This is a genomic window from Microbispora corallina (genome assembly GCF_016863035.1).
Lineage (GTDB): Bacteria > Actinomycetota > Actinomycetes > Streptosporangiales > Streptosporangiaceae > Microbispora > Microbispora corallina.
Genome location: NZ_BOOC01000005.1, coordinates 1 through 19,182 on the forward strand (window position 1 = coordinate 1; position 19,182 = coordinate 19,182).

At 72.1% G+C, this 19,182-nt stretch carries 20 protein-coding genes; 10 read left to right on the forward strand and 10 right to left on the reverse strand.

What is annotated here, in order from left to right; translation table 11 throughout:
- Positions 1 to 171 precede the first annotated feature (171 nt).
- Both Mco01_RS07805 and Mco01_RS07810 read left to right on the forward strand, forming a co-directional pair.
- Positions 172 to 627, forward strand: a complete 456-nt coding sequence (locus Mco01_RS07805; RefSeq protein WP_204056218.1) for a VOC family protein — start codon at positions 172 to 174, stop codon at positions 625 to 627.
- 244 nt (positions 628 to 871) lie between these two features.
- Entirely contained in the window at positions 872 to 1,960 is a 1,089-nt protein-coding gene (locus tag Mco01_RS07810) for a Gfo/Idh/MocA family protein (RefSeq protein WP_204056219.1), read from the forward strand.
- A gap of 25 nt (positions 1,961 to 1,985) precedes the next feature.
- Here the strand turns inward: Mco01_RS07810 and Mco01_RS07815 are convergent, their stop codons facing one another.
- Positions 1,986 to 2,132: a hypothetical protein gene (locus Mco01_RS07815; RefSeq protein WP_204056220.1), complete on the reverse strand. Its 147-nt coding sequence runs from the start codon at positions 2,130 to 2,132 to the stop codon at positions 1,986 to 1,988.
- On the opposite strand from Mco01_RS07815, the gene Mco01_RS07820 reads away from it, so the two are divergent.
- Entirely contained in the window at positions 2,131 to 2,841 is a 711-nt protein-coding gene (locus Mco01_RS07820; protein ID WP_204056221.1) for a sulfotransferase family protein, read from the forward strand. The two genes, Mco01_RS07815 and Mco01_RS07820, sit on opposite strands and share 2 nt — an antisense overlap.
- On the opposite strand, the gene Mco01_RS07825 is transcribed toward Mco01_RS07820, so the two are convergent.
- Complete coding sequence (locus tag Mco01_RS07825) at positions 2,838 to 3,392, reverse strand: dihydrofolate reductase family protein (protein WP_239103427.1); 555 nt, start codon at positions 3,390 to 3,392, stop codon at positions 2,838 to 2,840. The genes Mco01_RS07820 and Mco01_RS07825 overlap by 4 nt on opposite strands.
- Positions 3,393 to 3,593: 201 nt before the next feature.
- On the opposite strand from Mco01_RS07825, the gene Mco01_RS07830 reads away from it, so the two are divergent.
- Positions 3,594 to 3,950 carry a DUF1801 domain-containing protein gene (locus tag Mco01_RS07830; protein WP_204056222.1) on the forward strand — a complete coding sequence of 119 codons (357 nt, stop codon included), beginning with the start codon at positions 3,594 to 3,596 and terminating at the stop codon, positions 3,948 to 3,950.
- A 37-nt stretch (positions 3,951 to 3,987) separates the two neighbouring features.
- On the opposite strand, the gene Mco01_RS07835 is transcribed toward Mco01_RS07830, so the two are convergent.
- Together Mco01_RS07835 and Mco01_RS07840 are read right to left on the reverse strand one after the other, a co-directional pair.
- The gene (locus Mco01_RS07835; protein WP_204056223.1) at positions 3,988 to 4,878 is read right to left on the reverse strand and encodes a helix-turn-helix transcriptional regulator; all 891 of its coding nucleotides are present in this window, start codon (positions 4,876 to 4,878) and stop codon (positions 3,988 to 3,990) included.
- Positions 4,879 to 5,071: 193 nt separating this feature from the next.
- Positions 5,072 to 5,668, reverse strand: coding sequence for a dihydrofolate reductase family protein (locus Mco01_RS07840; RefSeq protein WP_204056224.1), 597 nt, complete (start codon positions 5,666 to 5,668; stop codon positions 5,072 to 5,074).
- A 162-nt stretch (positions 5,669 to 5,830) separates the two neighbouring features.
- Between Mco01_RS07840 and Mco01_RS07845 the strand changes: the two genes are divergently transcribed.
- Positions 5,831 to 6,235 carry a mycothiol transferase gene (locus tag Mco01_RS07845; RefSeq protein WP_204056225.1) on the forward strand — a complete coding sequence of 135 codons (405 nt, stop codon included), beginning with the start codon at positions 5,831 to 5,833 and terminating at the stop codon, positions 6,233 to 6,235.
- Positions 6,236 to 6,251: 16 nt separating this feature from the next.
- On the opposite strand, the gene Mco01_RS07850 is transcribed toward Mco01_RS07845, so the two are convergent.
- A complete protein-coding gene (locus Mco01_RS07850) occupies positions 6,252 to 7,274 on the reverse strand; it encodes a LacI family DNA-binding transcriptional regulator (protein WP_204056226.1) in 1,023 nt (340 codons plus the stop codon).
- A gap of 70 nt (positions 7,275 to 7,344) precedes the next feature.
- A complete protein-coding gene (locus tag Mco01_RS07855; RefSeq protein WP_204056227.1) occupies positions 7,345 to 9,744 on the reverse strand; it encodes a beta-xylosidase/alpha-l-arabinosidase in 2,400 nt (799 codons plus the stop codon).
- A gap of 402 nt (positions 9,745 to 10,146) precedes the next feature.
- Between Mco01_RS07855 and Mco01_RS07860 the strand changes: the two genes are divergently transcribed.
- The 3 genes from Mco01_RS07860 to Mco01_RS07870 are packed head-to-tail and all read left to right on the forward strand — an operon-like array spanning position 10,147 to position 13,282.
- Positions 10,147 to 11,454 carry an extracellular solute-binding protein gene (locus Mco01_RS07860; RefSeq protein ID WP_204056228.1) on the forward strand — a complete coding sequence of 436 codons (1,308 nt, stop codon included), beginning with the start codon at positions 10,147 to 10,149 and terminating at the stop codon, positions 11,452 to 11,454.
- Between the two features lie 2 nt (positions 11,455 to 11,456).
- Positions 11,457 to 12,377: a carbohydrate ABC transporter permease gene (locus tag Mco01_RS07865; RefSeq protein WP_204056229.1), complete on the forward strand. Its 921-nt coding sequence runs from the start codon at positions 11,457 to 11,459 to the stop codon at positions 12,375 to 12,377.
- An 8-nt stretch (positions 12,378 to 12,385) separates the two neighbouring features.
- Positions 12,386 to 13,282, forward strand: a complete 897-nt coding sequence (locus Mco01_RS07870) for a carbohydrate ABC transporter permease (protein ID WP_372444811.1) — start codon at positions 12,386 to 12,388, stop codon at positions 13,280 to 13,282.
- Positions 13,283 to 13,434: 152 nt separating this feature from the next.
- Here Mco01_RS07870 and Mco01_RS07875 read toward each other — a convergent pair whose 3' ends face one another.
- Positions 13,435 to 13,932: a DUF2000 domain-containing protein gene (locus tag Mco01_RS07875; protein ID WP_239103428.1), complete on the reverse strand. Its 498-nt coding sequence runs from the start codon at positions 13,930 to 13,932 to the stop codon at positions 13,435 to 13,437.
- A gap of 113 nt (positions 13,933 to 14,045) precedes the next feature.
- On the opposite strand from Mco01_RS07875, the gene Mco01_RS07880 reads away from it, so the two are divergent.
- On the forward strand, positions 14,046 to 14,504 hold the full coding sequence (locus tag Mco01_RS07880; RefSeq protein ID WP_204056230.1) for an Lrp/AsnC family transcriptional regulator: 459 nt from the start codon (positions 14,046 to 14,048) through the stop codon (positions 14,502 to 14,504).
- Between the two features lie 113 nt (positions 14,505 to 14,617).
- Positions 14,618 to 15,817: a WD40 repeat domain-containing protein gene (locus tag Mco01_RS07885; RefSeq protein WP_204056231.1), complete on the forward strand. Its 1,200-nt coding sequence runs from the start codon at positions 14,618 to 14,620 to the stop codon at positions 15,815 to 15,817.
- Positions 15,818 to 15,844: 27 nt separating this feature from the next.
- On the opposite strand, the gene Mco01_RS07890 is transcribed toward Mco01_RS07885, so the two are convergent.
- The 3 genes from Mco01_RS07890 to Mco01_RS07900 all read right to left on the reverse strand — a co-directional run bounded on the left by Mco01_RS07890 (position 15,845) and on the right by Mco01_RS07900 (position 19,136).
- Positions 15,845 to 16,918 carry a hypothetical protein gene (locus tag Mco01_RS07890; protein WP_204056232.1) on the reverse strand — a complete coding sequence of 358 codons (1,074 nt, stop codon included), beginning with the start codon at positions 16,916 to 16,918 and terminating at the stop codon, positions 15,845 to 15,847.
- Positions 16,919 to 16,971: 53 nt separating this feature from the next.
- Positions 16,972 to 17,850 carry an SGNH/GDSL hydrolase family protein gene (locus Mco01_RS07895; protein WP_204056233.1) on the reverse strand — a complete coding sequence of 293 codons (879 nt, stop codon included), beginning with the start codon at positions 17,848 to 17,850 and terminating at the stop codon, positions 16,972 to 16,974.
- Positions 17,851 to 18,041: 191 nt separating this feature from the next.
- Positions 18,042 to 19,136 (reverse strand): alpha/beta hydrolase, encoded by a 1,095-nt coding sequence (locus tag Mco01_RS07900; protein ID WP_204056234.1) that lies wholly within the window; start codon positions 19,134 to 19,136, stop codon positions 18,042 to 18,044.
- Positions 19,137 to 19,182 lie beyond the last annotated feature (46 nt).

The window sequence follows — 19,182 nt, forward strand, 5'->3', positions numbered from 1 at the left end:
CCCTCAACGGAGCCACCTGCACCATCGCCTGACACCCCGCACCGCGCTACCGTCGCGGTGACACGAGCGCCACCGGGGACCGGCCGTACACCGCCGGTCCCCGGTGGATCCATTTCCACAGGGCGGGGGCGTCCGCCGCGGCGACACCGCTCGCCGATTCCTGGAGAGGTAATGACCGACGAGGCTTCCTTCCGCCTGGGACTCCGAGTCGAGGACGTGACCGAGGCGGCCGCGTTCTACCGAAGGCTCGGGTTCGAGCAGGCGGGGTCCATGTTCAGCCCGGAGGGCCGGACGATCATGGCGATCCTGCGGCGCGGGGACCTGCAACTGCTGGTCGACGCCCTGACCGGCATGCCGTTCCCCGACAGCGACCGCGAACGGATGACCACGGCCGGCCCGCGCGGCCTCGGCGTCGTCATCGGGATCCGGGTGAACGACGTCGACGCGACCGCCGACTACTGCCACTCCGCGGGGTGCGACGTCACGACCGCTCCGGTCGACGCGCCGTGGGGCGAGCGCTACGCCGAGATCGTCGATCCGTACGGCTATGCCTGGAAGTTCTTCCAGCTGCTTCCCGAGCCGCCGCAGGAGAGCCTGCGCGCCGCCTACGACGTCTGGTTCACCTGACCGGCGAAGGCACCGCCCGCCGTTCCGTCCGCCAGGCCGGCCGGCACGGTCACGGCCGTACGGCGAGGACGAACGGTGTCCGAGACCCGCCCCATCATTCCATCGCGGGAGACCGCCGACGAGGCCCTCACCGACGGCCCGGCCTCGTCTGGAAGCCGGGCGGCCGGACGTGCCCAGGGGCCCGATTCGCCCGGTACTACTCTGGTTCGGCCACCCAGGGACGATCGCAGAGCGAGGACACATCGTGAGTGCACAGTCGGCAGGTCGCTTCGGCATCGTCGGGAGCGGGTGGCGGTCGGAGTTCTTCCTGCGTCTGGCCAGGCAGCTGCCCGAGCGGATGTCGGTGTCGGGCGTCGTCACCCGTACGGCCGAGCGGGGGGCCGAGGTGGAGGCCCGCTGGGGCGTCCCGACGTTCCGCACGGTCGCGGAGATGCTGGCGGCCGAACGGCCCGAGTTCGTGATCCCCTCCGTGCCGTGGCCGGTCACCCCGGAGGTCACCAGGGAACTGGTGAAGCACGACATGCCGGTGCTCGCGGAGACCCCGCCCGCGCCCGACCTCGACGGGCTGCGCGACCTGTGGTCCGCCGTGGGATCGAGCGGGCTGGTGCAGGTGGCCGAGCAGTACCTGCTCATGCCGGGCCACGCGGCGAGGCTGGCACTGCTGCGGGAGGGCGTCATCGGCCGGGTGACCTCCGTGCAGATGTCCTCGACGCACCTGTACCACGCGGTGTCGGTGATCCGGCACATGCTCGGGGCCGGGTTCGAGGACGTGACGGTGAACGCCCGGTCGTTCACCGCCCCGCTGGCCGACCCGCTGACGCCCGCCGGCTGGACGGGCGACGCCACGCCCAGGGACGCCGCCACCACCATCGCCACCCTGGAGTTCTCCGGCGGGGGGATGGGCCTGTACGACTTCACCGACAACCAGTGGTGGAACCCGCTGCGCTCCCGCCGCATCGTCATCCGGGGATCGCTCGGCGAGCTGGTCGACGACCGTCTCGTCCGGCTGGCCGACCCGGCCACCCCTGTGGAGTCGCACCTGATCCGCCGGCAGACCGGCATCGACCTGAACCTCGAGGGCTTCGAGCTCGACCACATCAGCGTCGACGGCCGCGTGGTCTACCGCAACGACTTCAAGGGCGGGCGCTTCTCAGAAGACGACCTGGCCGTGGTCGCGCTGCTCGACAGGATGACCGCCTGGTGCCGGGGACGGGGCCCGGAGCCGTACCCCCTGGCGGAGGGCTGCCAGGACCACCTGATCAGCCTGGCGATCGGCGAGTCGATCGAGACGGGCGGTCCCGTCACCACCGCCCGCGAAGCCTGGGCGGGCTGACCTTCCGGCCGGCGCATCCCGTCCGTCAACGGGCGGCATCGCCCGCGGCTCCCGGGTGAGCGGACGGCAACGTTTCCGGCGCGTTCTCCCCCGGCTCGCGGCCGCGGGCGCCGATTCCGCGCGCCTCCGGGAAGCCCAGCAGGTAGCGGACGGCGACGGGAGCCTGGACCATGCTGAAGGTCATCGGCGCGGGACTTCCGCGCACGGGGACGACGTCGATGAAGGCGGCCCTGGAACGGCTCGGTTTCGGGCCCTGCTACCACTTCTTCGAGGTCATGCGCCGGCCCGAGCTTGCCGAACGGTGGCTGCCGCTCTGCGCGGGCGGGCCGGTGGACTGGGATCGGGTCTTCGACGGGTTCCGGTCGAGTCAGGACTGGCCGGCCAGTTTCTTCTGGCGGGAGCTGGCGCAGGCCTACCCGGACGCCAAGGTCGTGCTCACGGTCCGCGACCCGCACAGCTGGTACGTCAGCTTCCGCATGCTGGGATCGATCAACCCGCGCGGCCCGATGTCGCAGGACGAGGCGCCCGAGGGCATCCGCCCCGTTCTCGCCGCGATCGAACGGCTGCGCCCGCTCCTCGAGCGGATCACCGGGTTCCTCTTCGACGACGACTGGCACTTCGGGGCTCCCGTGCCGGACGAGGAGAAGGCCGTCGAGGCGTACCGGCGGCACGTCGCGGCCGTGCGGTCCGCCATCCCCGCCGAGCGGCTCCTCGTGTTCGACGTCCGCCAGGGCTGGGGGCCGCTGTGCCGGTTCCTCGGCGTCGCGGCTCCCCCGGACGACCCGTTCCCACACCTCAACGACGCCGAGTCGATCCAGAGGATGTTCGAGTGCATGCGCACCGAAGGCCGGATCCACACGCCCTTCCACGCCGGCGACTAGCTCTGCGGCTCGTGGGCCAGCACGACGACTCCCGACGCGAACGTCCTGGTCCGGAGCAGCCGCATGGGCGTCTCGTCCCAGCCCGCGAACACGTGCTCACCCCGGCCGAGGACGACGGGGTGGACCCAGAGCCGGATCTCGTCGACCAGGCCGCGCCGCGTCAGAAGGCGGGCCAGGCCGCCGCAGCCGTACATGAGGATGTCCCCGCCCGGCTGGTGCCTCAGGTCGCGCACCGCGTCCACGACGTCGCCCTCGATCAGGTGCGAGTTGGTCCAGTCGAGCTCCCGCAGGGTGGTGGAGGCGACGTACTTCGGCATGGTGTTGATCCGGTCGGCGAAGCCCTCCGGGGCGCCGTCCTCGTCGGTCATGGTTGGCCAGCTGCCGGCGAACCCCTCATAGGTCACCCGGCCCATCAGCAGCGCGTCCGCGGCGAACAACTGGTCGCGGGCGTACCCGCTGTACTCGTCGGTCCAGTGGCCGAGCGACCACTCGTGGGGGTCGTCCTGCACGCCGTCCAGGGTCACGAAGACCGACACGATCACCTTGCGCACATCGTGCTCCTCAGCTCGCCGTCCGGAAGTCCGATGATCCGGAATCGTCACGCCCACGACTGTGCCGTGAGCGGTTTACGGTCCGTTGACGGCCGCAGGGGGGCGGGCGTCAACGGACCGCAAGAGCCGTCCCGCATCGTGAGGGTGTGCCGGCGCGACGCCGGCGGCTCACGGACGACGAAGGCTTCGAGGAGGCCGGCCATGCCCAGCGACGAGGTGGACGAGTTCGTGCGGAGCACTCTTCCCGAGCACCATCGGAGTGTGGTGGCGGCGCTGCGGGACCTGATGCGGGAGAGCGCGCCGGAGGCCGCGGAGGTGATCAGCCGGGGATCGCCCGCCTGGAAGGGCGACAAGATCCTCGCCATCATCAGCCACAGCAGGACGCACGTCACCTTCGCCTTCGCCCGAGGGGCGGAGTTCGACGACGGGCACGGCCTGCTGGAGGGCGTGGGCAAGACGACGAGGCACGTCAAGATCAAGAACCTGGGCGCCCTCGACCGGGACGCCCTGCGCGACTACATCCGCCAGGCCGTCGCCTTCGACAGCGGGACCGCCTGACGGACGCACCGCGGGTCGGCGTTCGCGTACGCCCGGGTCAGAATCCCGGTTCGGTGGCCCGCGCCTGGCCGGGCCGGCTCCACGGGGAGCGGGCGGCGCCGGAACCGCCGTCGGGGAGGGTGGCGGCCAGCCTGGCCAGTCCCTGTTCGGACAGGCTCCCGGGCGGCGCCGCCATGATGCAGAGCTGCTGGCCCGACCCGCTGGTGACGGTGAGCCGGTGCAGGGCGAGGCTGATCTCGCCCACCTCGGGATGGCGGAAGGACTTGTCCTCGGCCACCCGGGTCCCCACGTCGTGCCGTTCCCACATCGTGCGGAACACCTCGCTGTGCGCGCGGAGCTCCGCCACGAGCCGGGCCAGCGCGGGGTCGTCGGGGTCCGTCGCCGCGGCGCGGCGCAGCTGTGCCGTCTTGACGAAGGCCGCCCGTTCCCAGTCGGCGTAGAAGTCCTCGGCCTCGGGACTGAGAAAGATCATGCGCAGGCAGTTGTCCCGGTATGTCAGCCCGCCGTAGAGGGCGTCCGCCATCGAGTTGGAGGCCAGGACGTCCAGCCGGCGGCCGAGGACGAACGCGGGGACGTCGTTCCAGCCCGCGAGTATCCCGTACAACGTCGGGCTGACCCGCTCGGGCATGTCGACCGGGGCCGGCGACCGCAGGCCCGGGTAGGCGAGCTTGTACAGGTAGTCAGTGGTGTCGCCGTCCATCTGAAAGACCCGGGCCAGGGCGTTCAGCACCTGGTCCGAGGGGCGGCGTTCGCGTCCCTGCTCCAGCCGGGCGTAGTAGTCAAGGCTCACGCCCGCCAGCACCGCCACCTCCTCGCGGCGCAGACCGGGTGTGCGACGCGGCCCGGAGTGGGCAAGCCCCGCCTGCCGCGGAGAGGTCGCCATCCGGCGTGCGTGGAGGAACTCTCCGAGGAGCTTGTCGCTGTCCATTTTCCGACTGTAAGTCGGGATTCCCGGGTCATGGGTGGCAGCAATCCTCCTACCCTCGCCCAGGCGCACGCTCCTGCGCCGCACTTCAGAGAACGCGCCCGGCCGCGGCGGCGGTCGCGGGCCACCGCCCACCCGCGCGCGGCCGTTCTCCGCCGAGGCCGTCGCCCCCGGCTCACGAGGGCGCCCGGCCGGACTACTCCTCGCGGACCCGACGGTACGTGCACACCTGCACGCCGGTGCCGCCCGCCGACGTGCCGGCCAGCTCGTACGCGCGCATCACGCCGTCGCCGGGGAAGATCGTCTTGCCTCCGCCGAGGATCACCGGCGTGATCACGAGCCGGAGCTCGTCGACCAGTTCCTCGTGCAGGAGGGTGCGCACGAGCGTCGGGCTCCCCATGACCACGATGTCGCCGCCGTCGCCGTCGCGCAGCTTCCGGAGGTGGGCGACGGCCTCCCCGCCGGGGATGCGTGTGGTGTTGTTCCAGGTCAGCTCGTCGTCGCCGAGCGTCTCCGACACGACGTACTTCGGGATCTCGTTCATCCGGTCGGCGAACGGGTCACCGGCCCGCTCGGGCCACGCCGCGGCCATCCCCTGCCACGTGCGGCGCCCGTACAGGAGCGCGTCGGCCCCGGTCACCGTGGCGGCGAACGCACCGCCCACCGTCTCCGGGTCGAAGAACGCGCCCATCCAGCCGCCGTGGGCGAAGCCGCCGTCGGTGTCCTCCTCGGGACCGCCCGGCGCCTGCACGACGCCGTCCAGGCTGATGAACTCGATGACCACGATCCGCATCTGACTCACTCCTCTTTGGGGTCGCTCTCAGTGATCCAAAGTTATTGCCGACAAATAAAATTGTCAAGAGGGTTCTTCTTGTCGGTCTGCGCGCTGAACGATGCGGGCAGCCCGCCAGGGCCCGATGGTGCGGGAGGGGGCGGAGCCCATGACCTGCTCCGCATGAGTGAGAACGACGAGCCCCTGCTGGTGGAGCCGCCGGTCGCGGGTAACGAGGCCGACACCCTGGTGGGGTCGCTGGAACGCCAGCGCAGGACCCTGGCGTGGAAGTGCTCGGGACTGGACGCGCCCGGCATGCGGGCCACGACCGCCGCGTCCTCGATGACCCTGGGCGGGCTGCTCAAGCACCTGGCCCTGGTCGAGGACGACATGCTCTCCCACAAGCTGTTCGGCCGGCCGCCGTCGCCTCCCTGGGACGCGGTCGACTTCGACGCCGATCCCGAATGGGAGTGGCGCACCGCCGCCGAGGACACCCCCGGTCAGCTGATGGCGCTGGGGGAGGAGGCGGTCGCGCGCTCCCGCGCCAACCTCCGTCGGGGAGGACCCGCCGCGGTGACGCCAAGCTGACCGGGCAGGCCCACGCTCAGGCGGACGAGACGGGCGCGGTCGAGGCGCGCACCACGAGTTCGGTGGCGAGCTCGACGCGGTGGGAGTCCACCTTCTCCCCGGCCGCCAGGCGCAGCGCCGTGCGCACCGCGACCGCGCCCATCTCGCGCAGCGGCTGCCGGACGGTGGTCAGGGGCGGCGAGGCCATCGGGGCGATCTGGGTGTCGTCGAACCCCACGATGCTGAGGTCCTCCGGCACCCGCAGCCCCCGCGCCCTGGCGGCCTCCAGGACGCCCAGCGCGATCTCGTCGCAGCCCGCGAAGATGGCGGTCGGCGTGTCCGGCAGGTCGAACAGGGCCGCGCCGCCGGCCACCCCGTCCTGGTAGTGGAAGTGCCCCGACCGGACGTAGCAGGGCGGAACGGCGGCGCCGACGGACTCCATGGCGGCCCGGTAGCCGTGCAGCCTGGCCTGGTTGCAGCCGGCGGTGGCCAGCCCGCCGAGGTAGGCGATGCGCCGGTGACCGAGCGAGAGCAGGTGCTGCGTCGCGGCCAGGCCACCGGCGAAGTTCGTCGACCCGACGCTCGTGACCGGGGTCTGCGGCAGGTTCAGCGGGTCGATCACCACCAGCGGCAGCTGCGCGCGGGACAGGGCGGCGAGCTGGCCCGCGGTCAGCTCGCTGGTGACCGCGATCAGCGCCCGCCGTCCCGCCGCGACCAGGCCCCGCGCCCACGCCCCCACCCGGTCGGCGCTCGTCCGGATGCTCACGACGACCGCGACGTCGAGCTCGGTCCCGGCCTCCACCGCGCCCTGCACGATCTCGGTGGAGTACGCGTTGAGATCGGTGTCGAACTCCACCTCGATCGTGTCGAGCACGGCCGCCTCGCCCCGGCGCTGGGGCGGGGCGACGTACTCGTGCTGCTCGAGCAGGGACAGCACCAGGGAGCGGGTCGCCGGGGCGACGTCGCTGCGGCCGTTGAGGACTTTCGAGACGGTCGCGACCGACACACCCGCCGAGGCCGCGACCGTGGCCAGCGTGGCCCGCCTACGACTGGCCGGCATCTGTTCCTCCCTGCTGTGTGGCGCGAGAGTCCGGTGTCAGGCCACCCCCGCCGCGCGGCGGGGGTCGCCGTCAGTCCACGTCCACGGGCGTGACCAGCCGCCGGCCCCGGCCGACGTGACGCACCGAGCCGGTCAGCCGCACGCGGCCCCGGCACGGCAGGTCGGTGGCCGACGTGCCCACGAACACCTCGACGTCCCCGGGCTCGACGATGCGCCGCAGGTCACGTCCGGTGAAGGCGGTGCGGTCGGCGTGCACGGTGAACGTCGCGCGCGCGCTCGCGCCGGGCTCCAGCCGGACCCGGGCGAACCCGGCGAGCTGCAGCACCGGCCGGGTGACCTGCGCGAGCACGTCGTGCAGGTAGAGCTGGACGACCTCGTCGCCCGCCCGCTCACCGGTGTTGCGCACGCGCACCGACACGGTGAACTCGCCGTCCGTGGACACCTCGTCGTCGCTGATCCGCAGGTCGTCGACCTCGAACGTGGTGTACGAGGCGCCGTATCCGAACGGGAACAGCGGGGTCGGGTCGAGGTTGCTGATGCCGTGGCTGTTGGAGCCGAGCGGCGGCTGCAGGTAGGTGCCCGGCTGGCCGCCGGGGACACGCGGGATCTGCACCGGCAGCTTCCCTCCGGGCTGCACGCGGCCGGACAGGACGCCCGCGATGGCCGCGCCGCCCTCCTCCCCCGGCATGAACGCCTGGACCAGCGCGGCCGCCCCGCCGGCCACCTCGCCCAGGGCGTACGGGCGGCCGGAGACCACGACCACCACGACCGGCGTGCCGGTGGCGGCCAGTTCGAGCAGCAGGTCCTCCTGCACCCCGGGCAGCCGCAGGTCCTCGGCGTCGCAGCCCTCGCCCGACGTCCCCTGCCCGAACAGCCCGGCGAGGTCGCCGACGACGGCCACGCAGAGGTCGGAGTCCCGGGCCGCCTCGACCGCGGCGGCGAACCCGGCCGTGTCGTCGCCGCGCACGTCGCAGCCGCGCTCGTGCACCAGCTCGGCGTCCGGCAGCTCGGCCCGCAGCGCGTCGAGCAGGCTGGGCGCGTCGACGCCGAGCCCGAGCCCGGGGTAGCGCGGCAGCACGTGGTTGGGGAAGGCGTAGCAGCCCATGAACGTCCGGGGGTCGTCGGCGCACGGCCCGACCACGGCCACCCGGCGCGGCTCCGTGCGCCCCTCTCCGCGCAGCGGCAGGGCGGTGCCCGCATCGAGCAGCACGATCGACCGCTCGGCCAGCTCCCGGGCCAGCTCCCGGTTGGCCGGCGAGTCCAGGTCCAGGGCCTCCGCCCCGGCGACCGACTTCTCCGGCGTCCATCCGGGGTCGAGCAGTCCGAGCTCGACCTTCTGCGTGAGCAGGCGGCGGGCCGCGCGGTCGATCAGGGACTCCGGCAGCTCGCCCCGCCGTACCCGCTCGGCCAGGTGCTGGCCGAAGCCGAGCGTGTCGGGCAGCTCGACGTCGATGCCCGCGGTGAGCGCCTGCACGCCCGCCTCGTCGTAGTCCGCGGCGACCTGATGGGTCGTCGCGAGGAACGGGACCGCCCAGTAGTCCGACACGACGGTCCCGGTGAACCCCCACTCGCCGCGCAGCAGGTCGGTAAGCAGCCACGAGTCGGCCCCGGCGGGCACGCCGTCCACGTCGGAGTAGGAGTTCATGACCGACCGCGCGCCGCCCTCGACGACGGCGGTCTCGAACGTCGGGAGGATCATGTCCATCAGCTCGCGCCGGCCCATCGGCACCGGCCCGTGGTTGCGGGCCCCGCGGGAGGCGGAGTATCCCGCGAAGTGCTTGAGCGTGGCGATGACCCCGGCGCTCTCCAGGCCGCGGACGTAGGCCGCGCCGAGCATCGCCACGAGGTACGGGTCCTCGCCCAGGGTCTCCTCGACCCGGCCCCACCGGTAGTCGCGCACCACGTCCAGCACCGGCGACAGACCCTGGTGGACGCCCACGGCGCGCATGTCGCGCCCGATGGCGGCGGCCATCCGCTCCACCAGGCCCGGGTCGAACGTCGCGCCCCACGCGATGGCCGACGGGTAGACGGTCGCGCCGTACGTGGTGAAACCGGTCAGGCACTCCTCATGCACCAGCGCGGGAATGCCCAGCCGCGACTGCTTCACCACCTCGCGCTGCAACCGCACCACCTCGGCCGCACCCTCGGCCGGGGTCACCGGGGCGCTGCCGAAAACTCTCGTCAAATGGCCAAGCCCGTGGCGGATCGCCTCCTCGAACGGCACCGTTCCCGAAGCCCTGAAGACGTCCTGCATGGGGGCCACGTTCATCGGGCCCGGGCTGTCCTCGTCGGATTCACTTTCCTGCTCGAACTGCATGTCGTTGCCGATCCACCGGCTGCCGAGCTGGCCTATCTTCTCCTCCAGCGTCATCTCCCCGAGGAGGGCCTCAACGCGATCCGCCACCGGAAGCGCCGGGTCCTGCCACGGCCGGAGGATCTGGTCCGCGGAAGTGCCGTCTAGCGCCGTCATCTGCTCTCCCCAGGTTGAAAGTGTTCCCGCAACCGACCGAAACTTTTCGACGCGTCGGGGCGGCTCCGCCCGACATCCTGGTCTGTGCGAGATCACCAGGTGAACGCCCGTGCGAGAGTACCTTACACACGCTTCATCCCAATTTGGCGAGGGTGCGGGATCACCCTTGACAGTCCCGAAGTGGATATCTAAATTGACGTGCCACGCGGCCTGTTTCGAAAATGTTTCGACACGGCGAGTTCAAGGAGGAGCGGGCGCGTGGCATCGGAGGCGTCGATCGCCGACCGCCGGCCACCCGCACTTTGATGGTTCACTTTGAGCCGCGGTCAGCCTCGGCATCGACGTACGGAGATCAGCGTGGAGTCCAGGACAACATCCCGCCGTACTTTTCTTTCTCTCTCCATGGGCCTCCCCTTGGGCGCCGCGTTGGCGGCCTGCGGCACCTCCGGCCCGGCCCCGAGCGGCGGGGGCGCCGGCGCCGGCGCCAGCGGCAGCGGGACCAAGGCCACCTACTGGTTCCTCCAGGGCCCGCCCGGTGAGGCGCCCCGCACCGCCGCCGTCAAGCGGTTCAACCAGGCCAACCCCAACGGCCAGATAGCGATCACCACGATCCAGAACGACGCCTACAAGACGAAGATCAAGACGGCGATCGGGGCCGGCCAGGCGCCCACCATCATCTGGGGCTGGGGCGGCGGCGGTCTGCGCAGCTACGTGCAGGCCGGTCAGGTCGAGGACCTGACCTCGTGGTTCGACCAGAACGCCGCGGTGAAGGACCGGCTGTTCCCCTCCTCGTTCGGCGCCGCGACGATCGACGGCAAGATCTACGCGATGCCCTGCGAGACCGTGCAGCCGATCGTCCTCTTCTACAACAAGAAGGTCTTCGAGCAGGTCGGGGTGCAGCCGCCGCAGTCGTACGGCGACATCCTGGACCTGGTGAAGAAGTTCAACGCCAAGGGCATCGCGCCGTTCTCCCTCGGCGGCCAGTCCCGCTGGACGAACATGATGTGGCTGGAGTTCCTCTTCGACCGCATCGGCGGCTCCGAGGTGTTCCAGGCCGTCTTCGACGGTGAGAAGGACGCCTGGAACAACCCGGCGTCCATCGAGGGCCTCACCAAGATGCAGGAGCTCATCAAGGCCAACGCCTTCGTCAAGGGCTTCTCCTCCATCACCGCCGACTCCAACGCCGACCAGGCGCTGCTGTACACCGGCAAGGCCGCGATGATGCTGCACGGCAGCTGGTCGTACGGCATCCAGCAGGCGCAGGGCGGCGACTTCGTCCCCAGCGGCGGCCTCGGCTGGATGAACTTCCCGCCGGTCGACGGCGGCAAGGGCGACCCGAGCGACACCGTCGGCAACCCCGGCCAGTACCTGTCGATCTCCTCCAAGGCGTCCCCGGAGCAGAAGGAGATCGCCAAGAAGTTCTTCGCCAACGGCCTGCTCGACGACCAGGAGCAGAAGGACTGGGTCGGGACCGGCGGCGTGCCGATCGTCAAGGGCTCCGACAAGCTGTTCGCCGGCTCCAAGGACGCCGAGTTCCTGAACTTCATCTACGGCGTCGCCAGCAACGCCAAGGTGTTCGCCCAGTCCTGGGACCAGGCGCTCAGCCCGACCGCCGCCGAGGTGCTGCTCGACAACATCGCCAAGCTGTTCCAGCTGTCGATCAGCCCGCAGCAGTTCGCGACCAACATGAACGCGGTCATCGGCAAGTGAGCATGTCCGCGACAACCGCTGGACGGACGCCGTCCGCCGTCGCGCGTGAGGCGCGCGGCGGCGGCGTCCTGCCGTGGCTGGCCCTACCGGCCCTGCTGGCCTTCGTGGCCTTCGCGGTGATTCCGCTGGTCGGGGTCCTGCTGCTCAGCTTCACCTCGTGGGACACCCTCGGCGAGATCAAGCTGACCGGGTTCGAGAGCTGGCGGGCGGTGCTCACCGACCCCGGCCTGCCGCACGCGCTGTGGGTGACGTTCCTGATCACGGTGCTCTCCTGGGCGGTCCAGACACCCTCCAGCATCCTGATCGGGGTGTTCCTGGCGGGCCGCCAGCGGTACCGGGAACTGCTCGCGGTGCTGTACTTCATCCCGCTGCTGCTCAGCTCGGCGGCCATCGCGATCACCTTCAAGGCGCTGCTCGACCCGAACTTCGGGCTCGGCGCCGGGCTGCACATCGACCTGCTCACCCAGGACTGGCTCGGCGAGCCCAGCCTCGCCATGGGCGTCGTGATCTTCGTGGTGTCCTGGCAGTTCATCCCGTTCCACTCGCTGCTCTACCAGGGCGGCGTGCGGCAGATCCCGCGCTCGCTGTACGAGGCCGCGGAACTGGACGGCGCGGGGCGCGTCCGCGTGTTCTTCAACATCACCCTGCCGCAGCTCAAGTACACGATCATCACGTCCTCCACGCTGATGATCGTCGGCTCCCTGACCTTCTTCGACCTGATCTTCGTGCTGACCGAGGGCGGTCCCTCCGACGCCACCCGCGCGCTCGCCCTGGACATGTACAAGCGCGGCTTCCAGGCCAACCTCATGGGACAGGCCTGCGTGATCGGTGTCATCCTCGTTATCGTGGGCCTCGCCCTGGCACTGCTGCTGCGCCGGCTGGGCGGCCGCAACCCCAACGCCAGCCAGTTGGAAGGTGCCTGACGGTGAGCGTGAGCCAGACGACGACCGGGATCGAGCAGACGGCCGCGTCCAAGACGAGCCACCGCAGGCCCGGCAGGACCCGCCAGCGGCCCAACTGGCTGGGCGGCACGGTGAGCTGGCTGTGGCTGGCCGTGGTGATCATCCCGATCTACTGGATCGTCGTCACCAGTCTGAAGACGCAGACCAACTACTACATGACCAACCCGCTGGCGCCGCCGACCGATCCGACCCTGGACAACTACCGGCTCGTGCTCCAGCTGGACTTCCCGCTGTACTTCCTGAACAGCCTCATCGTCGCTGTCGGCACGGTGATCCCGTCGGTGCTGTTCGCGTTCATGGCGGCGTACGCGATCGTCCGGAGCGCCGGCGCCAGCCGCTTCCTCCGCTCGGTGAACTCGCTCTTCCTCATGGGCCTGGCCATCCCGCTGCAGGCGACGATCATCCCGGTCTACCTGATCATCATCAAGCTGCGCCTCTACGACTCGCTGACGGGACTGGTCCTGCCGTCGATCGCCTTCGCGATCCCGTTGTCGGTGCTGGTGCTGGCCAACTTCATCCGCGACGTGCCCAAGGAGCTGTTCGAGTCGATGCGGCTCGACGGCGCCACCGAGTGGATGACGCTCTGGCGGCTGGCCTTCCCGCTCACCCGGCCGGCCGTGGTGACGGTGTCGATCTACAACGCGCTGACGGTGTGGAACGGCTTCCTGCTGCCGCTGATCCTGACCCAGAGCCCCGACAAGCGCACGCTGCCGCTGGCGCTGGCGGCGTTCCAGGGAGGCCCGTACGGCGTGAACGTGCCGGCCGTGCTCGCCTCCGTGGTGCTGACCATCGTGCCGATCCTGGCCCTCTACACGATCGGCCGCCGGCAGCTCCTCAGCGGACTGACCGCCGGCTTCGGCAGATAGCCGCACGCACACGACGGCCCGGGCCCGCCGGACAGGCGGCCCGGGCCGCGGCGCGTCCAGGAGCCGGCGCCCGCGATGCTCGTGCGCCGACCTGATCGGGTCGCACCGCCCACGACTTGGTCAGCAGCACGCGGCTCAGGGCAGGCGGCGGGTCAGGGCATCAGCGGAAGGCGGCCCACGATCTTGTCGACCCGGTTACGCGGGCCGACCACGCTGACGGCGTAGTAGGCGACGTCCTCGGCGGGAGTCTCCTTCATCGCCCCGAGGTAGTCGGCGTAGACCCGGGTGTGCTGGGCGGCGGCCGGCATGTCCGCCACGAAACAGCCGGCCGAGGAGGCCGCCTTCGCCCTGACGGCCCGGAGGGCGGCCGCGTCGGCGACCAGGACGGAGCACCCGGCCCAGGGCAGGCCCGGATGGACGAGCCCGCCGCCGTCCACGGCGTCGTCGCCGAGCAGACCGCCGACCGCCGCCGAGGTCGCCGCCGCCACGCACGCCGCGGCGTTGACCGCGCGGCCCGCGGGCAGCCCGCCGTCGACCACGATCACCCACTTCAGGCGTGCGGCCCGGGTCGGCGCGGTGGGATCGATCTCGTCAGGCGCGAAGCCGACGGCCGGGCCGGTCGCGTTCTCCATCGTGTTCTCGTCGGCCATGCCGCCACCTTCCTGCTCGAACGTTCGGGGTTTCCCGTCGCATGCTATGAATCCGTACGGCTATGCTGCAATCGATCCGTACTTGTATCGGCGATCGACGCGTTTGGGCGGTCATGGACGAACTTGATAAGGCGATCCTGGCGGAACTGCAGTCGGATGCACGGAAGACCAACCGCGACGTCGCGGCGGCCGTGGGGGTCTCGCCCACGACGGCCCTCGACCGGACGCGGGCCCTAAGGGAGCGAGGGGTGATCCGCGGCGCAATCCTCGACGTGGACCTGCCGTCGATCGGCCGCCCGGTGCAGGCCCTCATCGCCGTCCGGGTGCGTCCTCCGTCGCGGCGGAACATCGAGGGCTTCCGCAACTGGGTCTCGGCCCTGCCGGACACCCTCGGCGTCTACGTGACGACCGGCACGGAGGACTTCATCGTGCACGTCGCCGTCCCGGACAACGCCGGCCTGTACGCGTTCGTGATCGACAGGCTCACCGAACGCCCCGAGGTCGCCGACGTCCGGACCTCGATCGTCTACGAGCACATCCGCAACACGCGGATCGCGCCGGCCGTCCCGTAGACGCGTTTCCCGGACAGATCGCCTAGAACGGGCGAGGATGCCGCCGGGACGGCTCCGCCGCCGGCCGGCTGAACGGCCGCTCCGTCCGGGTGACCGCCGGCGAGAATCTCCTCGTGGTCGACGCGGCGAGCGGCCGGCCGGCCGGTTCCCCGACGCCCCTGGGCGAGAGCAACTGGGTGCACGGCCTCGAGCTCGTCACGCTGGACGGCAGGCTCACCGCCGTGGTCGACGACAACGGGGGCTCCGAGAACGAACCCGGGCCGGACCCCCTCCGCTTCTACGACCTGGCGACCCGGCGGCGGCTCGACGGGATCGAGGGGGACTTCGCCGTCCTGCGGAAGGCGCAGGTGAGGGGGAGGACGGTCCTCGTCACGGTCAACGGCGCGCACCCGGCGCCGGGGGAGGTCGCGGTACCCGCGGGAAGCCTCTCCGTCTGGGACCCGGTCTCCCGGCGGCGGCTCGCGCTCCTGCCGGGCAACCCTCCAGCGGGCGCCGCCCACCCCGACACCTCCCCGCCGGCCGCCGCCGGAGTCTCCCTCGACGTCGGCGAGCTGCAGGGCCGGCCGATCGCGCTCACCGGCGGCTTCGACGACGTCGTACGCCTTTGGGACCTGGACACCGGCCGTCAGATCGCCGCCACCGTCCCGCCCGGCCACACCGACGAGATCGACATGATCCAGGTCACCCGGGCCGGGGGTCGCACGGTGGCGGTCACCAGGGGCTGGGACGGCCGGACCCTGGTCTGGGACCTGGCCACGCGCCGCAGGGTCGACGAGCCATGGCCCGGCACCTACCGGTCCCTCGCGGAGATCCCCGCCGACCGCCTGGACGACCGCCGCGTCCTCGTGGTGGACGGCGTGCCCGGGGTGCGGTTCCGGGACGTCGTCGCCCTGAGTGCCGACGTGTCGCCCGGCGACGAGAGGAGGGGGTGGGTGACCCGGGCCGGCGACCGCACCGTGCTGTTCGGACGCGACGGCGACCGGGTGTGGATCAGGGATCCGGTCACGAGGGCGGACATCGGGGTCCCCGTGCGGCTCGGCAGGCGAGTGGCGCCGCCCCTCCGCGGGCACACCGAGCGCGTCGTGCAGATCCTTTACGGCCGTCTCGGCGACATCCCCATCGGAGTGACCGTCGCCCTCGGCGGCGACATCCGGGTGTGGAACCTCCTCGACGGACGGCGGATCGGCACGCCGCTGCACGCCCCCAACCGCCTCAACGCCGTCGCGCTGGGTCAGGTGAACGGGCACGCGGTCGTCCTGGCCGCCGGGAGGTCCGAACAGGTCCGCATGTGGGACCTGGGCGGAGCCCCATGACGACCCGAGGTCACGGAGACGCCCGGGTCAGCGGTCGAAGGCCGGGTAGACCGGCAGCGGCGGCGCCGCCCACGTCGCGGCGAAGGCGTCCAGCAGCAGCCGCGTCGTCCTCACGAGGGCGGGGAACTCCTCCAGCCCGCTCGCCGTCTCCCACCGGTGCCGCAGCACCTGCCGGATGGTCGGGACCGGCCGGCGCGTCGGGTGCATGGGCCCGTCCTCGTCCAGGACGCGCGCCAGCAGCGCCGCCGTCACGTCCACCGTCCACACGGCGACCGCCCGTGCCGTGCCCGCCTGCCAGACGGCGTCGTCCGCGAGGTCCGGGAACGCTGGGACGACCTCCGCGCGGAACGCCCGCTCCACCTCCGCCGCCATGCCGGCCGGCAGCCGGTAGACGCACCAGCAGGTGGAGAACGGCATCCGGCAGTACGCCGCCGTCAGGAAGACCGATTGGAAGCCGGCCGCCTCGAAGTCCAGCAGCCGCAGACCGTCCGGTGTGAGCAGGTTGTTGTCGGGGCAGGTGTCGCCCGGCGTGAACGCCGGGTACTCCCGCTCGACCGTCTCGCGGATCGCGGACAGCTCGTCCGCCAGGCCGTACGGCACGGAGATGCGGGCCGCCTCCAGCCACGCGAGCAGACCGGACATCCGTTGCCCGATCCACGGCTCGTCCTCCCAGGACGGCACGCCCAGGTCGTAGCGGGCGCGCAGCCGGGCCAGGTCGGCGCGCCGGCCCGCCGACCGGGCGGCCAGCCGTCCGAGCCCCCGGGCCCAGGCCAGCAGGCCGTCGGCCGCCGCGGCGGGGTCGTCACCCAGCAGCACGTCCGCCAGCGTCGGCGCGGTGCCGAGATCGGCCATGACCACCAGCCGCGCCGCGGGGTCCGCGCCCAGCAGCCGGGGGCCGGCCAGGCCCAGCGACAGCCCGGCCGCCTCGGACGTGAAGGAGCGCAGGCCCTCCCGTTCGGCGGCGTACGACTTGACGATCACGCTGCCGCCGTCGCCGGTGCGGCATCGCAGCACCGTGCTGCGCCTGCTCCCGCCCAGGTCGACCGGGTCGTACAGGTCGGTCTTCAGCAGCTCCGCCGCGGCGCGCACGATCCGGTCCACTCCCGCATGCTTTCAGCGCCGCTCCCGCTTATCCACCGGGATTCCGGTACGGCTCAGCGGGCCTGCGGCACGGCGAGAGCGGAGAGGATCTGGCGGGCGATGAGGCGGTGGCCGGCGGCCGCGGGGTGGTCGCCGTCGCCGGCGAGCAGGGCCGTGTCGTCCCCCGTGCCGCCGGGGCCCTTGAAGGGCGTGTAGAGGTCCACGTAGCGGACGCCCGCGGCCCGGGCCGACGCGGCGATCGTGTCGTTCACGGCGCGGGTGAGGCTGTCGCTGTTGGCCATGTACGCGTCGCCCTCCGCGCGGCCCACGGCCCCGTCAACGAACACGTTCCAGTAGCCGGTGACGAGGATGCGGCTGCCCCGGCGCGTCTGCAGCGCGCGCACCCTGGCCAGGATGGCGTCCATGTCGGTGCGCAGCCGGGTCAGGTCGTCGCGGTAGCAGGCCAGGCCGGCGCCGGGGCCGCAGTCGTCGTCGGTGACGGAGCCGCTGTCGAAGTCGTTGGCGCCGATCGTGATGATCGTGAGGTCGGCGGAGACGAGCGTCCTGCGGGCGGAGTCGTCGTCGAGCTGGTCGAGCAGCCCCTGGGTGGTGAGCCCGCCGGAGGCGAGGTTGTCGGTCGCGACGTCCGTGCCCTGCCGGGCCGCCAGGGCCTGGCCGACCAGCGAGACGAACGGCGTGCAGTCGCAGGCGGACCCGGCGGGCACCGAGTCGCCCAGCGCGACCACCGTCCGCACCGCCGCGGAAGACGACGACGCGCGTGACGGCGACGCGGGGGACGGCGAGGCGGGGGACGGCGAGGCGGGGGACGGCGAGGCGGGCCGCCGCGACGCGGGGAGGCGGCGGGCGTGCGCCACCGTCATGTGGGGGGCGATGCCGGTCCGCTCCCCCGCGGGAAGCGACGCGTGCAGCGCGACGCCGGCGAGCGCGATCACGGACAGGAGGATCGCCCGCAGGCGGAGGCGCGTCCGGCGCGCTCCCCGGGCGGCGCGCCGGGAATGTCGATCACCTGCGGTCATGTCGCTCGTGAGGGGAGGGGACATCCGGCCATGGTGCACCACGGGCCCGGGCGAGCCGTACCCGGACCCCCGACGACGAGGGCGGGCGCCCCGTCCCCGGCCGGAGGTCACGAACGCGCCCGGCGGGGGTCGGACAGCTCGTGCGAGACCCACCGCAGCGCCGGTGGGAGCATCGTCCCCCAGACGCCGTAGTTGTGGCCGCCGCTGGGCAGGACGGACGAGGCCACCGTGGTCGGCGCGTGGACGACGGCGCGCAGCCGCGTCACGTCGGCGGCCGTGTCCGCGTCCTGCCGGGTGCCCATCACCAGCAGCGACACCGGCGGGCGGCTCCGGGTCAGCACCTGCAGCAGATCGTTGGCCCGCAGGAGGCCGGGCGACCGCGTGACGGCCGGCGCGGTCGGCGTGAAGTAGCCGGACAGGCTGACGGCCGCCGTGTACTGCCGGGGATGCTGGACGGCGAGCTTGACGGCGCAGAAACCGCCCTCGGAGTACCCCATCGCCGCCCAGCCCGCGCCGTCCATGCGGGCCCGGAAGTTGGCGGTCACCATGTCGCGCACGTCCTCGGCCGCCCAGGTCTCCACCGCCGGGCCACCCGGGATGTCGGTGCAGTCGGTGTCCAGGCCCGGGACCACCTCCATGGTGGGCGCCACGAGGATGGCGGGCTCCGCCTCGCCCCTGGCCATCTCGTGCCGGAGCAGGCCGGTGACGTCGAGCATGGTGAACCAGTTGTGGACGGGCCCGGGATAACCGGGCAGCAGCTCGATCGCCGGGAAGCGCGTGTGCCGGTAGGCGGGCAGGCCGTACTGCGGGGGCAGCCACACGTACACGTCGGCCCCGATGTGCGTCCTCGGCCCGGTGAAGTGCACCACCCGCACCCCGTCCTCCCCGTACGGCGCGAACGTCAGGCCGGCCGCGGTCCGGAACCCGTGCTGGTCCTGCGGAGTGAGCGATGCGAACGAGCCGGCGGCGGAGTCGGACCCGACGAGGTCGTCCCAGGTCGCGTAGAACTCGAACTGGTCGTTCACGACGACGGCCACGGTGAGCACGGCGCACACCTGGCAGGCGAGGGCCAGCGCGGCCCTCCGCACGGCCTGCGACGACGCCGACCCGCGCAGCCGGCCCCCCAGCCACACGGACGCGGCCGTCACCGCGATCGTCAGGACGATCGTCCCGACGAGAAGCGGCACCCCGAGAAGGCTCATGAGACGGCCTCACACAGTTTCTGGCCCCCACCCCCCGCCGGCGTTG

What these genes read in the sequence shown, in the direction of transcription:
- Mco01_RS07875 (WP_239103428.1), bottom strand. Translation starts at nt 13,932, where the DNA reads ATGGCCGACGAGAACACGATGGAGAACGCGACCGGCCCGGCCGTCGGC.
- Mco01_RS07845 (WP_204056225.1), top strand. Translation starts at nt 5,831, where the DNA reads ATGAGTGAGAACGACGAGCCCCTGCTGGTGGAGCCGCCGGTCGCGGGT.
- Mco01_RS07850 (WP_204056226.1), bottom strand. Translation starts at nt 7,274, where the DNA reads ATGCCGGCCAGTCGTAGGCGGGCCACGCTGGCCACGGTCGCGGCCTCG.
- Mco01_RS07805 (WP_204056218.1), top strand. Translation starts at nt 172, where the DNA reads ATGACCGACGAGGCTTCCTTCCGCCTGGGACTCCGAGTCGAGGACGTG.
- Mco01_RS07900 (WP_204056234.1), bottom strand. Translation starts at nt 19,136, where the DNA reads ATGAGCCTTCTCGGGGTGCCGCTTCTCGTCGGGACGATCGTCCTGACG.
- Mco01_RS07880 (WP_204056230.1), top strand. Translation starts at nt 14,046, where the DNA reads ATGGACGAACTTGATAAGGCGATCCTGGCGGAACTGCAGTCGGATGCA.
- Mco01_RS07820 (WP_204056221.1), top strand. Translation starts at nt 2,131, where the DNA reads ATGCTGAAGGTCATCGGCGCGGGACTTCCGCGCACGGGGACGACGTCG.
- Mco01_RS07830 (WP_204056222.1), top strand. Translation starts at nt 3,594, where the DNA reads ATGCCCAGCGACGAGGTGGACGAGTTCGTGCGGAGCACTCTTCCCGAG.
- Mco01_RS07855 (WP_204056227.1), bottom strand. Translation starts at nt 9,744, where the DNA reads ATGACGGCGCTAGACGGCACTTCCGCGGACCAGATCCTCCGGCCGTGG.
- Mco01_RS07865 (WP_204056229.1), top strand. Translation starts at nt 11,457, where the DNA reads ATGTCCGCGACAACCGCTGGACGGACGCCGTCCGCCGTCGCGCGTGAG.
- Mco01_RS07840 (WP_204056224.1), bottom strand. Translation starts at nt 5,668, where the DNA reads ATGCGGATCGTGGTCATCGAGTTCATCAGCCTGGACGGCGTCGTGCAG.
- Mco01_RS07815 (WP_204056220.1), bottom strand. Translation starts at nt 2,132, where the DNA reads ATGGTCCAGGCTCCCGTCGCCGTCCGCTACCTGCTGGGCTTCCCGGAG.
- Mco01_RS07835 (WP_204056223.1), bottom strand. Translation starts at nt 4,878, where the DNA reads ATGGACAGCGACAAGCTCCTCGGAGAGTTCCTCCACGCACGCCGGATG.
- Mco01_RS07860 (WP_204056228.1), top strand. Translation starts at nt 10,147, where the DNA reads ATGGGCCTCCCCTTGGGCGCCGCGTTGGCGGCCTGCGGCACCTCCGGC.